Origin of the sequence: Bacteroides sp. 519 (assembly GCF_010500955.1) — a bacterium.
Classification (GTDB): Bacteria; Bacteroidota; Bacteroidia; order Bacteroidales; family Bacteroidaceae; genus Bacteroides.
In genome coordinates this window covers 220,428-234,396 of record NZ_QVMJ01000014.1, presented here as the reverse complement: position 1 = coordinate 234,396, position 13,969 = coordinate 220,428, and the positions used below count along the sequence as shown (strand labels likewise).

General features: G+C 39.5%; 8 protein-coding genes. 2 read left to right on the top strand and 6 right to left on the bottom strand.

Annotated features, from left to right (window positions below):
- The first annotated feature begins 35 nt into the window (after nt 1–35).
- The gene (locus D0T85_RS13470) at nt 36–3,425 is read left to right on the top strand and encodes an AAA domain-containing protein (RefSeq protein WP_163214036.1); all 3,390 of its coding nucleotides are present in this window, start codon (nt 36–38) and stop codon (nt 3,423–3,425) included.
- Between the two features lie 309 nt (nt 3,426–3,734).
- On the opposite strand, the gene D0T85_RS13465 is transcribed toward D0T85_RS13470, so the two are convergent.
- The 6 genes from D0T85_RS13465 to D0T85_RS13440 form a co-directional block, all read right to left on the bottom strand.
- The gene (locus D0T85_RS13465) at nt 3,735–4,916 is read right to left on the bottom strand and encodes an OmpA family protein (protein ID WP_163214035.1); all 1,182 of its coding nucleotides are present in this window, start codon (nt 4,914–4,916) and stop codon (nt 3,735–3,737) included.
- A gap of 136 nt (nt 4,917–5,052) precedes the next feature.
- Nucleotides 5,053–6,429 (bottom strand): sulfatase, encoded by a 1,377-nt coding sequence (locus D0T85_RS13460; RefSeq protein ID WP_163214034.1) that lies wholly within the window; start codon nt 6,427–6,429, stop codon nt 5,053–5,055.
- Nucleotides 6,430–6,475: 46 nt separating this feature from the next.
- Entirely contained in the window at nt 6,476–7,960 is a 1,485-nt protein-coding gene (locus tag D0T85_RS13455) for a RagB/SusD family nutrient uptake outer membrane protein (protein WP_163214033.1), read from the bottom strand.
- A gap of 27 nt (nt 7,961–7,987) precedes the next feature.
- Entirely contained in the window at nt 7,988–11,308 is a 3,321-nt protein-coding gene (locus D0T85_RS13450; protein WP_163214032.1) for a TonB-dependent receptor, read from the bottom strand.
- Between the two features lie 235 nt (nt 11,309–11,543).
- Nucleotides 11,544–12,578: a FecR domain-containing protein gene (locus tag D0T85_RS13445; RefSeq protein ID WP_163214031.1), complete on the bottom strand. Its 1,035-nt coding sequence runs from the start codon at nt 12,576–12,578 to the stop codon at nt 11,544–11,546.
- A 52-nt stretch (nt 12,579–12,630) separates the two neighbouring features.
- Nucleotides 12,631–13,206 carry an RNA polymerase sigma-70 factor gene (locus D0T85_RS13440; RefSeq protein WP_163214030.1) on the bottom strand — a complete coding sequence of 192 codons (576 nt, stop codon included), beginning with the start codon at nt 13,204–13,206 and terminating at the stop codon, nt 12,631–12,633.
- Nucleotides 13,207–13,411: 205 nt separating this feature from the next.
- Between D0T85_RS13440 and D0T85_RS22815 the strand changes: the two genes are divergently transcribed.
- Nucleotides 13,412–13,969 (top strand): Rpn family recombination-promoting nuclease/putative transposase (locus D0T85_RS22815; RefSeq protein WP_239060715.1); only part of this gene is annotated, 558 nt, incomplete at its 3' end.

The window sequence follows — 13,969 nt, the reverse complement described above, 5'->3', positions numbered from 1 at the left end:
TTGTTCAAGATGCAAAAATAATGTAAATTTGCCACATGAAGAACGAGGCAGCCGATTATTTTGACATGTTACTTTATCTCTGCCAGGCAGAAGATATCTCTCTTTCAACACGTTACAAACAACTTCGCGATTTATTGGAGAGGATATGCAAGGATCAGATGGAAAATGAGAGCCTACAAATAACCGATTTATCTGCCCGGTTGAACTTTGTTGCAATTAAATTGGGATTGAGCAATGTTGAGCAGAACCGGTTACACACTTTTCGGCTTACTTCGAACGCCATACTAAACCGGCAGGCCGAACCGGAAGTAGAGAAACTGATGAGAGATATTAAAACCATCTCTTTCTTTGTGCGCAAAATTTACGAAGAAAACATACCTGTTACTTTATATAAACTTTTGCCTAGAGCCGATGCAACCTATCTGGTTGCTTCGCCGGGTGTTAAACATATAGACCGGATGCGGGTAAGTTTTCAGTATGCCGATGAAAGTTACCTGTATGTAACCCCACTCGATGCCATATCCGATGATTATTTACGTGTACGTTATAACATCTCGCAGATAAATGACGAATTTGCCGAAACATGCGAAATGTTATGGAGATTTGCCCGGTTAAACTTACTGGATGTAACCGAAGATGAAAACGGTATATTAACACCTAGCTTTATTGTGCTTGAACCGGATTACCTGTTGGATATCAGTTCGCTGGCCGAATGTTACAAAGATTACGGCAACCATCCGGCTAACTATCAGCTTAATAAGTTACAACTACCCGAAAACACACAACCACTTTTACTGGGTAACATTGCCAACCTTTTCCTCGATGAGTGGATATATGCCAACGGCGAAGTAGATTACGGGCAATGTATGCAAAAAGTCTTCCGCCGCCATTCGCTTGAATTAGCATCGTGTACTGATTTGTACGATCCGGAAAAAGAGAAAGAGTTTTTCAATAGTTGCAAGATGCACTTTGAGCATATCCGCGAAACGGTTCAGAATACTTTTCGCATGGTAGGTTATAACCTGGATAAGAGCGATGCTGTACTTGAGCCTTCGTATGTATGCGAAGCGTTGGGCTTACAGGGGCGGCTGGACTATATGCAACGCGATGCATCTTCTATCATCGAAATGAAATCGGGGAAAGGAGATGAATACGCCATTCAAGGCAAAGTAGTTCCCAAAGAAAACCATAAGGTGCAGATGTTGTTGTATCAGGCAATATTACAATATACTTTGGGGAAAAAGCATCAGGAGGTAAATGCGTATCTTTTTTATACACGTTATCCAATGCTGTATCCTGCCCGTTCGTCCTGGGCAATGGTGCGAAGAGCCATCAATCTGCGTAACAAGATTGTAGCCGACGAATATTCTATCCAATTCAGAAATAACATCTATTATACCCAGAACCGGTTAAAGGAGATAGATGCCGGAGTGCTAAACCAAAGAGGTTTGAAAGGCCATTTTTGGGAAACATACCTTCGCCCCTCTATAGACCGGATATATCAGAAAATAGAAAAGCTATCACCCATAGAGAAGGTATATTTCCTTACCCTGTACAACTTTATTATAAAAGAACAATATACAGCCAAAACAGGAAGTACAGATTACAACGGACGTACAGGAGCTGCATCCTTATGGCTGTCTACTTTTATGGAGAAATGCGAATCCGGCGAAATCCTGTACGACTTAACAATCCAAGAGAACCATGCCACAGATGAGCATAAGGCACACGTTATTTTTTCGAGAAACGTTCCGGATACACAGTTCGATAACGATTTTCCGGGTGCCTTACCAAACTTTCGCGAAGGTGATGCCGTTGTTTTGTACGAGCGCAACACCAGCAACGACAATGCCACTAACCGCATGGTATTTAAAGGTAATATTGAATATCTTACCGATAAAGAAATTGCTATCCGGCTAAGAGCAACTCAACATAATACATCGGTATTGCCGGCCGATAGCCTGTATGCTGTTGAACACGATTCAATGGATACTACTTTCAGAAATATGTTTGCTGGGTTGGCTACTTTTATTTCGGCTAATCGAAGTCGGCGGGAACTTTTATTGGGATTGCGGCAACCCGAATTCAACACGACTCTGGACGATAAAATAATGCATGCCGAAGATGATTTTCAACGAATTGCACTTAAAGCTTTTGCAGCCAGAGATTATTTTCTGCTTATTGGTCCTCCCGGCACCGGAAAAACATCGCAGGCATTGAGACGGATGGTAGAAACGTTTCACGAAAATCCGGATACACAGATATTATTGTTGGCCTATACCAACAGGGCTGTCGATGAAATTTGCAAATCACTGACCTCTATTCGTCCACAGGTTAATTTTATCAGAGTGGGGAGCGAGCTGTCTTGCGATGTGTCTTATCGTCCTTACCTATTAGAAAACATATTAGTAGGATGCAAACGCAGAAACGATGTACGCAATAAAATTTCACAATGCCGCATCTTTGTGGGAACTGTTGCTACACTTTCAAATAAGCCTGAGCTTTTTAAACTCAAAACATTCGATATAGCCATTATAGATGAGGCTACCCAGATTCTTGAGCCTCAACTATTAGGTATATTATCAGCCAGCGATAACTCAGGTAAAAATGCAATTGGAAAGTTTATCTTGATAGGCGACCATAAGCAACTGCCGGCTGTGGTACTTCAATCGCCCGAACAAACCGAGATTTACGAAGAGAACCTCCGGGCTATTGGCATAACTAATCTTAAGGATTCACTTTTTGAGCGTCTGTACCGTTCGTTGAAACTAATGAATAATGAAGAGGTATTTACCCGTTCGGTTGATATGCTTTCTAAACAGGGGAGAATGCATCCGGCTGTGGCCCACTTTGCTAACAATGCGTTTTACAATGGTAAGCTTCAGGCATTGGGCTTACCGCATCAACAAGATACTACCGAACCCGAACCGGATATAGAGAATGCTATCCGAATAACCTCACGGATGTTTTTTATTCCATCGGAGCAAGAAAAGCACCAATGTTCGGGTAAAACAAATTATTGTGAGGCCAGGCTGGCTGCAAAACTGGTTGCATTAATTTACGAGAAAACAGTAGCATTTAATCCGCATCAAACCATAGGTGTTATTACTCCTTACCGTAGCCAGATAGCCTTGATAAAAAAAGAAATCTCTCGTTTCGGAATTGATTGCCTGAATAATATAATGGTTGATACGGTAGAGAGGTTTCAGGGAAGCGAACGCGATGTTATTATATATTCGTTTTGCATAAACTACTCGCATCAATTGCGACTCTTGTCGAATGTAATTGAAGACGATGGATGTTTAATAGATAGAAAACTCAATGTTGCATTAACAAGAGCAAGAAAACAAATGTATATTCTTGGAGTTCGCGAGTTGCTAAACCAGAATTCTATCTACTCAAATTTAATAAAATTGCAAGAATAATGCACTTTTTATAGGATATAGCATAATATTTATGTAGAAAAGCATCTTAATCTTATGAATTAACTTTCTTTATTGGGAAAAATGAGTATATTTGTCGCACGTTTTTTTCATAGAGATTTAGATTTAAGGTTAGAAGAAATGTGGAAGTCGTGAGACTTCCCTTTTTTATTTGTAGCCATGAGATGTGAAAGCGTGAAGGCACGAAAGAAGAAAAGCGTAAAAAGAGAAAGGCGCAAAGGCGTGAAAGGAAAGTTCTTTTCCATTCGCTCCTTTGCGCCTTTCTTCTTTCACGCTTTCGCGCTTTTACGCCTATTTCACCATTTCAATCAACGCCATACGGTTTAGATATGGTTTTTCAAATTTAGAAACGCCACCCATACCTTCAATAGTAACAAATCGGCTTCGTTCAATGCCATGTCTGTTAACTAACTCGTCGACAACTGAATTAGCACGTTGTTGGCTTAAGCGTTGGTTAGTTGCTGCGCTACCCGTAGCCGAGTCGGCATAACCTTTCACTGCAAACTTCATGTTTGGATATTCCTTCATCTGATCGGCAATAAAACCAAGATTAATCAGCTCGGTAGGATCAAGTTTCGAAGAACCAATTTTAAAGAATGCCGAACGTGGAGCCACATCAGGATCTACAATCTCAGGTTTAACAATGGTAGTTACCGGCTTGGTTGCATTTGCCAATTCATTGCGTAAACTCTGATTATCGGCAGCCATTTCGTTCATCTTACTACGTAGATTTCTCAATTCGGCTTCAGAAATTAGCTGAGGTTGGATTTTTTGTTTATCAAAGCCACGTTTGGTAAATTTGTATGCAAAACCTATCGATGCTGCAACAGTAGCATCGGCATCTACTTTACCACCAAGTTCGCCATCAAATTTATTAGGGCCACCCATAATACTCATTTCAAGATTGAGGTCCCATGCACTTGAAAGACGGAATTTGTTGATAACACCACCATTAATAGTGAAACCTTTGGCATGAGGTTTTGTGTAGTTGTAACTAAAACCGGCACCTAAATAAGGAATAAATTCATAAACACGATGTTCTTTGTATCCACCAAACATAGCGCTCAGGTTAAACAAGATGTCGCCATGCAAGTTCATGTATTTAAACTTTTGTTTGTAAAATCCATCGGCTTCTCTGCCGCCGTCAACATACACATTACCAGCATCTCGGGTATATCCACGTCCTTGGAAACCACTGTATTGCATACGCAAACCTAACCCGGGAGTAAACCACTTACCCACAGCAACATTGAATGTGGGACTGATACGATCTTTAAAATCGGCATGTACATCGGTATTACCCAACAGCATTTCGCCACCACCACCAAAAGAGAGGAACCAATTATCCCAAAATTTGTTTGTAAACACTTGGTACTTATTGGTTCCATTTCCATCTTCATATCCCACAGTGTTCTGTGCACTTGCAACAGATGTTAAACCGGCTATAGCCAGTAACATTAGAATTTTTTTCATACGTTAATGTTTAAGTTATTATAAAAATCTTTGTTCACGGTTTATCTAAATAACAGATATATCGTAAAAAGGTTTTTAATAACTACATTTTTTTATGAAAAAGGAATAATCAAATGCTTCCTATTGATAAAAAAGGCTATTGGTATTGGGGTAAAGAGCGTCGCCAGTTTAGTGCCATTTCTTTCAGTTTGTTTGCAACTTCGGGATATTGTTCACTAACTTCCATGCTTTCGCGAAGATCATCGGCCAAATTGTAAAGCATCACATCAGATCCATCGTCGTTTATCAGCAATTTCCAGTCGCCATCTCTTACGGCTACGTTCGGACTTATATCTTTGTCGGCCGGCATTGGAAATGCTCTGGAATCATTGCGACGGTATTCCCAGAACATAGGAATAGTTCTTTTTTGTGGCTTACCCATCAGTGCCTGACTCATATCCATACCATCTCCTTTGTATCCTTCCGGAAGAGAAACACCAGCAATTTTACATAAACTCCGGAACATATCGAGTGCGTTTACAACCGATGTTTCATCCACTTTTCCGGCAGGTATTTGTTCTTTGGTATCCCATATAATGAAAGGCAGATGCATTCCACCCTCGAAAAGTGATGCTTTACAACCTCGCATATTACCCGCGCGACTACCACGGAAACTAGGAGCGGGACCATTATCGCTGGTAAATATAACAATCGTATTTCTATCCAGATTCAACTTCTTTACTTCATCCAACAAACGACCGATTTGCTTGTCATACTCTTGTAATACAGTTCGGAAGTGTTTTTCCGAATTTTCGCCTTCCGGAAATATCATTTGTTCTTCCATATTGCCCACCCAAGGTGTATGCATATCATCTGGCCAAAGGTTTATGAAACATGGTTGGTTTTTATTGCGTTTCAGGAAGTCTAATGTTTTATCCACAAAATAGGCAGTTCGTTCCCAACGTTTAATACTATCTTGGGCCGACCATATCCAATCGGTAGCTGTTAATAGCGGATCTGGTTGAGGGCTTTCGTAAGTGCTGCAATATTCATCGTAACCATATTGGGAAAAAGGAGGTGCATTATATACATCTCTTCCACCACCCAGATGCCATTTCCCGATGTGGGTTGTTTTATATCCACCTGTTTTCATGGCACGAGGAAGCGATGGTGCATTTGCTACTAGAAAATCGTTCATCTCGGCTTCCTTATTTCCTTTTCTGTGTTGTAAATAGCTATTTATATGAAATCTGCCGGGATTGTTTCCTGTAATAAGTCCACAACGCGAAGGTGAACTGATGGGAGAAGCGCTATAGTATTGCATAAACTGTAGCCCTTCTTTAGCCATGCGATCCAGGTGAGGCGTTGGGATAAATTTTCCTCCATAGGTGCCTATATCACCGTAACCCATATCATCTGTAAGGATGAAAATAATGTTGGGAGGCAGTTCTCCAGCTATATTTGTTTTTTCCTGACAGCCAACAAGTGGCAATCCCGATAAGATAAATGGTAAGTAATAAATCTTCTGTTTCATACTATGCTTAATTGGGGAAGAGGGTGCTTTATACACCCTCTTCGCATTAATAATCCTTATTTTGCTCCAGTAAAGAATTCGCATCAATGGCAGATTGTGGTATAGGGAACCATAAATGGTGTTCATCTGCATTTTCAATACCCCTGTTATGAGCACACTCAATAAACATACCATTTCGGATAAGATCTCTTCTTCTTTTTCCTTCGTACCAAAATTCCCATCTTCTTTCTTTCAGTATTTGTTCAATCATGCTTTCTTTTGTGGGATAATCTTTCAAATCCAGTTCGTCTACCCCGGCTCTTTTTCTTATTTTATTAATAAGATCCATAGATTCCTGATTAGGTCCATTCAGTTGATTCAAAGCTTCTGCCCGGGCCAAAAGTATTTCTGCATAACGAATAATGGGAAAATCATTTCCATGAGATTCGCCTGATGCAGCAGGATCGGGTGGATATTTAATTCCGCGGGTAGCATCTTTATAGTCAACCAATAAGTCAACTATAACTCCTTTAGAATCCTGATACTTTGTTACAATGCGACTTTTCCGTTCGTCCTTCGCATCGAAGCTGTAATAAAACTCATCATACATTCTGTATTGCGAAGCAAAGTTCGACCACTTTTCATTTACTACACCATTCAGCCCTCCGTCTATACCCACTTTAAAGTCCCAAGGCAGAGCTGTGGGCAAAAGAACATTATGCGTTCCCGAATTTGCCAATGTTGTTTTAACCAATATAAATTCACAGTTCTGTTCATTCTCCAAAGCAAACAGATCGGTATAATCCGGATATAAATCAAACTGTTTGCCCGATATAATATCCTGAGCCATATCGGCGCATTTTTGCCATTGCCGGTTGTTGAGATACCACAAACAAAGTAATGCTTTTGCTCCACCGCTATGTACACGTCCGTAGTCGGGTTCTTTGCCTGGTGTGGGAAGATTCTTTATTGTTTCGAGCAATTCGGTTTCCATAAATGTAGCAAAGTCTTCTGTAGAGGCTTTGGGTAATTCCAAAGGTTCCGATTGTGTTTTACGTATCGGCATTGGCCCAAACTGATCCCATAATTGATAGTAAGCCCATATCCTCATAAATTGTGCCTCGGCATGTAGTTCGGCTCTTTCTTTTTCGGTATTTATATCTTTTACATTAGGAAGATTATCCATAACTATATTGCAGTTTCGGATAATACGCCAGTATGGCATCCAGTCTAATGCTTCCATTGCGTTCGAGGGATCCCATCTGAAGTTTATCAAAGGCACTGCCGTACCATTTTCTCCTCCACCGGTTTGCCAAAGAATGTCTGTGGTAAATTCTTCACGCTTCACTATATCGCGCAACAATCCACCACCACAATTTTTAGCATACGCATCGGCAAGTACCGATTCCAGCCCTTGTTTAGTCGAAAGCAGATTCTCCTCTCCAAATTGTGATCTTACAGGTTCGTCCAACCAACTTTCGCATGCCGACAGGAAAAGTATTCCTATTATCGAAAGAACCAGTATATTTATTTTTTTACTAATTGCATTCATCGTATTCTGTTCATTTGAAGTTTAACATTAAAAATCAATCTTAGCTCCAAACATAAATGTTCGGGAAGTAGGATAAGCATTGAAATCCATCCTGAAATTTATATTATTATTAGGATTTACTGCCGGATCAAGACCAATATAATCAGTTATAGTAAACAGATTTTCTGCTGTAACATACAGTTGAAGTCCTTTCAGATAAGGAATCTTTGGCACGGTATAACTCAGGCGGATTGTTCGTAACCTGATATATGATGCATCCTGAACAGTTTTGCTATTGGCCACTCTACGACCGAATTTCAGCGGATCAACAAAAGAAGGATATTTATCCGAAGGATTCTCGGGTGTCCATCTATTAAGATAAAGTTCAGAGAATTTGTTACGCCTGAAATTTATCGGGAAGTAATTATCAATCAGGTTACCATTCAGCATATCTACTCCTTGCACCCCTTCAAAAAACACAAATAGTTCCAGGTTTTTATAAGTGAAGGTGTTTCCAAACGACCATTGGAAGTCGGGGAAAGAATTACCCAACACTACCCGGTCTTTATCATCAATAACCTCATCACCATTCTGATCAACATACTTCAGGTCGCCGGGTTTATAGTCTTCTTTGAACTTACTAAAATCATCGCCTACCTGCCATATCCCGTCGATTTCCCAACCATAATAAGCATTTAAAGGCAGTCCTGGTTTCTGAATGGCCACTTGGGTAACATGATTATAATTGGCGCCAATAATAATTTGATCAATACCACCAAGATCTTTTACTTTATTGCGCATGGCAGATAATGTTATGCTTGAACTCCAACTGAAATTGCGAGTATCCACATTCACGGTATTTAGTAGAAACTCAAAACCATTATTATCTATCCGCCCAATATTGGACAAGATATTGTCGAATCCGGTAGATTGTGGTACAGGTAAATTCAATAACATATCTGTGGTTTTTTTCCGGAAATAGTCAATACTACCTGTAATCCGGTTGTTGAAGAAACCAAAATCTAAACCGAGGTTAACTTGTTCGGTTGTTTCCCACTTCAAATCCGGATTAGGCATTTTCTCGGGTTGTGTTCCTGTTACCGGCCTGTTGCTCCAAACTGCATTTCCTGCTTTTGCAAAAGTACTAAGCGAGGGGAAGTTACCAATTTCCTGATTACCGGTTTTTCCCCAACTCAAACGAAGTTTCATGGAGGTAATAGCATCTATATCCTTAAGGAACTTTTCGTTTGTCATTTTCCAACCCAGCGCAGCAGATGGAAAATAACCAAACCGGTTATTCTTTCCGAACCGGGAAGAACCATCGGCGCGGAGAGTGGCTGTGAGAAGATAGGTATCGAGCAATGAGTAATTCACTCGGCCAATATAGGATGCCAAACGATTGCCGGTAACGGAGTTAGTGATGTTAAAAGTTCCTTTATTACCAATACCCAGATTATCGGCACCTAATGATTCGTTCGGAAAATCAGAAGCTGTATTGTTCAACCTGCTTGTAATGTATCTTTGGTAAGTAACACCCGCCAACGCTCCAACTGAATGAATATTGAATGTTTTGTTATAATTGAGTGTACCTTCAATCAGGTAATTGGTCTTTTCCGAATTCTGATTGGCAGCTATGCCACCGTTGTTTTTCCCCTCTTTGGTTACACTCGATACAAAACTTTTACGGCTTTCGTTCATAAAATCTGTTCCGAGATTTAATTTGGCAAATAAATCTTTTGTGAAGTAGTATTCTCCATAAGCCGATGCCAGAAAACGATATGTATCGGATGTGGAACGCATGCCTTCTGTAATAGCAACAGGATTATCCAATGTGTGCAAGGGAGATGTTATAAAATTACCTTCATCATCTTTTACACCATACGTGGGGTCGAAATTGAAAGCTGCATACATTACTCCTGCGCCTTCGTTTACCCCGAAGCCATTTGCTACATATTTATCTTGCATATACGAACCGGTGGCATTAATACCAATTTTGAGTTTATCACTGATATCCGATTTCAGATTAATTCGGGCACTATAGCGATCGAAACTGGTGTTTTTAATAATACCTTCCTGGGTTACGTATCCTAACGAAACGTAGTATGCAGTTTTCTTTGTTCCCCCGGTAAAAGATATCTGATGATCGTGCACAATGGCGCTTTTATTCATTACTTCATCCTGCCAGTTTGTTCCTTTCCCATTGTTAGCTATATCACCTACTCTATTCGATTCGTCTTCGCCACCGGCATCAATAATCTCATTCAGTATTCTCTTATAATCTGTTGCATTTAACAGTTTCAGCTTATTGGCCGGACTTTGAACACCGAAGGACCCTTGATAGGTTACACTTGCCTTTTCATCTTTTCCTCCGTTTTTGGTTGTTATTAAAATTACACCGTTTGCTCCCCGCGATCCATAAATAGCTGTGGCCGAGGCATCCTTAAGAATTTCGATGGAGGCAATATCCGATGGGTTAATAGAAGAGAGTGGATTACGCGGACTGCGATTGGCCGAAAATCCTACGATGGATCCGGATTCAATGGGGCGTGAGTTGTCAATTGGTATTCCATCAATTACATACAATGGGCTGTTACCTGCATTTACCGAACTGGCTCCACGAATGTTTATTGAGAATCCACCACCCGGCTCGCCACTATTTTGCACTACATTGACCCCGGCACTTTTACCTAACAGAAGCTGATCTACAGATGTTGATACACCTTCTTTCAGTTCGTCTACCTTCACCGAAGCTACCGAGCCTGTTATATCGCTCTTTTTCATTGTACCATATCCTATCACCACCACTTCATCAAGTACTTTAGAGTCTTCGGCCAACACTATGTTTAAATGGGTTTGATTGGTAATTGCAATGGTTTGGGTTATATAACCAATGTATGATACCAGGAGCGTTGCTTTTTCCGGAATATCAAGTGAGAAACGTCCATCATAATCGGTTATTGTTCCTGTGGCAGAACCATTTATCTTAATGGTTGCACCAATAATAGGTTCACCTTTCTCATCTTTTACCGTACCTTCCAGTTTGCGGTTTTGTTGAGCAATTGCATGAAACGAATGCTTACTCAATATAATTTGCCTGTCTTCTATTTTGTATATTACATCTGTTTTATTGAAAATCTTTTTTAAAGCAGATTCAATTGTAACATTTGATAGGCTAACATCCATTTTCCGGTCAACATTAATGAGTTTAGTGTTATACAGGAAATAGAATTCTGTATTTTCCTCAATTGTGCTTAGTATCTCTTCGATACTAGCATTTTTCATATTCAGGCTAACTTGTGTGGTTTGGGAATATACTTCCGCTTTTACCTGAAACATTATAATAAATAGCAATAATATTGCGATTCGCATAAACTTGGGGATTTGTTGGAATAAACCTAAATAAGGTTTAAAACTTTTGTAGGTAGCTGTATCTTTCATAAATTTGCATTGTCAAATTAATTAGGTTACTAAAATCTAATTGATTCATTACCATTCGTCAGGTGAGATTTTCGGGTTGGTAATGTCTGATAACTGCGGGAAAGTGTTATAAACATTTTCCCGTTTTGTTGTTTTATTCCTTTCACATAGGCTCTTGTTTTTGAGGTTAACGATTTGTTTTCACTGTTATTATTACCTTCCTTTTCGAGAAGGATGAGTCTTCACTTTGTCTGGGTTCAACAATCCGGCATTTTATGGGTGCCGAATCTTCCAGCAGACTGAGTATTTCCGGCAAAGTTTCGTTAATAAAAGTAGCCGAATATTCATAACCATATAATTCTTCACCTTCCAGAATAATGTCAACATTAAACTTTCGGGATAACCGTTCGATTATTTCCAGCATATTGGCTCTTTTAAATACCATTTTACCATCCTTCCAGCCTGTAGTTACAGAGAGTGAAACTGTTTTTGTTGTGGCAATATCTTCTTTTTTTGAATATATAAATTGTTGATTGGGTTTCAGAATGCTTGCGTTTGTGGTATTTTCTTTTCCTACTGCAACCACTCCTTTCACTAAGGTTGTTTCTATCCTGTTGTTATCCGGATAGGCGTTGATATTAAATTCTGTTCCATAAGCACTTACCACCAAATGCCCGGGAAGTACCACATCAAACCGGTTTTCTTTATCCGATTCTACTTTAAAATAAGCTTCTCCCTGAAGTGATACCTTACGGGCTCCCTGGCGGAAATTCCGGGCATAAGTAAGAGTGGAGCCCGAATTCAGCCAAACAACAGAACCGTCCGGAAGGTTAATCTTCGATATTGTTCCGGGCACGGAAAGAACTTCTACTGTTTCAATTTCTTCGGCTTCCCATTTATTTGCATCTGTTTGGTACAAAAGTGTACCAGTTAGCAAAATTAAAGGAAGAGTCAATATGGCGGCACTATTCCTAAGATACTTCACAAAGTTTGTATACTGTTTATGCAATTTTATTCTTCCCGACACCTTCTGCCAGTTTTTTTCTACATTTACTTTCCTACACATACTCAGTTCTGTACTAAGTTGCAGGATATGTTTTATATCATCAACATCTTTTTTAAGCTCGGCCGACAGAGCCAGTTGCTTTTCAAATTCTTTAGTATCGGCAGGAGATAATTTCCCATCCAGATACGCCATAATATATTCGGTACTTATACTCACGGTGTATTGTTTATTATTAGACGAACGTCGGGCAATTTACCCTACAGAAAAATTAAAGAAATAGAAGAATAAAAGGAAGATAGTCTTTCAATTCTATGCGGAGTTGTTTCAAAGCCTTTGATATATAGGCTTCTACAGTTTTTAAAGAGATGTTGTGCTCGCTAGCTATTTGGGCGTAAGTTTTTCCTTCAAACCGGTTTTCTTCAAAGATAATCCTTATCTTTTCGGGCAAACGATTTAATGCGTTGGTAAGCATTTCTTCCAGTTCGAAAATTGAATTAAGTTCGTGTTGTTCGGAGTTTAATGCTTGTTTCTTTATTAATATCTCCTGCCAATCACTTTCGGTTTGCTTTTTCCTTAAATAGTCTATGCTACTGTTGCGAATACTTGTTATCAGAAAGTTTTTGCCTGAGGTGTTTATCACTATCTGCTTTTTGTTTTTCCATATTTTGAAGAAAACATCCTGCACAATGTCTTCGCAGGTTTCCCAACTATCAATATAGCGATGTGCAAACACACATAATGGAGAGAAATACTCGAAAAAAAGACTACGAAAAGCTTCTTCGTCATTTTTAAGAATTATTCTCAGGAATAATTGATCAATAGTATTAGATTCATTGTTTTCCATTTGACGAAAGTACAAAAAAACTGGGAATAACAAAACAAACCTGTAATAACCAGATAAACTTTTCTACTTGCAATTTTCATCCTACCAGGATAAGCCTTCTTTAACTCCTGAAGAAGTATGAATAATGCAGATTAAAATTTTGTCATATTCTTGACAATCTCCCAAATTTCCAGTAAGTTTGTTGTCGCAACTAACACTTAACGTTATGGGAAGCGAAGGACTTATAGAAAAATACATCAACCCTTATACTGATTTTGGTTTCAAGAAGCTGTTTGGTACCGAGCTCAACAAAGATTTGTTAATCAGTTTTCTGAATTCGTTGTTGCCTGATGGACAAGTTATAAAAGATGTTACCTACCTCAATGCCGAACATCTTGGTACACTGGAAGCCGACCGGCGTGCCGTGTTCGATGTTTATTGTGAAAACGAACAAGGCGAAAAGTTCCTGGTAGAGATGCAAAAAGGCGAACAACAGTTCTTTAAAGACCGCAGTGTATTTTACACCACATTTCCCATTCGCGAGCAAGCAGTGAAAGGCAAGAGCTGGAATTATGAGCTGAAAGCCGTTTATACAGTTGGTATCCTTAACTTTACGTTCGACAGCAATAACAATGATTATTACCACCACGAGGTAAGACTTGTAGATATAGCCACGCAGGAAGTATTTTATGATAAGCTAACGCTCATTTACTTGGAGATGCCCAAGTTTAATAAAACCGAATACGAACTGGAAAACATGTTCGATAAATGGATGTTTGTGCTT

Coding starts and splice junctions, on each gene's coding strand:
- D0T85_RS13455 (WP_163214033.1), bottom strand. CDS start 7,960: ATGAATGCAATTAGTAAAAAAATAAATATACTGGTTCTTTCGATAATA.
- D0T85_RS13450 (WP_163214032.1), bottom strand. CDS start 11,308: ATGCGAATCGCAATATTATTGCTATTTATTATAATGTTTCAGGTAAAA.
- D0T85_RS13470 (WP_163214036.1), top strand. CDS start 36: ATGAAGAACGAGGCAGCCGATTATTTTGACATGTTACTTTATCTCTGC.
- D0T85_RS13465 (WP_163214035.1), bottom strand. CDS start 4,916: ATGAAAAAAATTCTAATGTTACTGGCTATAGCCGGTTTAACATCTGTT.
- D0T85_RS13460 (WP_163214034.1), bottom strand. CDS start 6,429: ATGAAACAGAAGATTTATTACTTACCATTTATCTTATCGGGATTGCCA.
- D0T85_RS13440 (WP_163214030.1), bottom strand. CDS start 13,206: ATGGAAAACAATGAATCTAATACTATTGATCAATTATTCCTGAGAATA.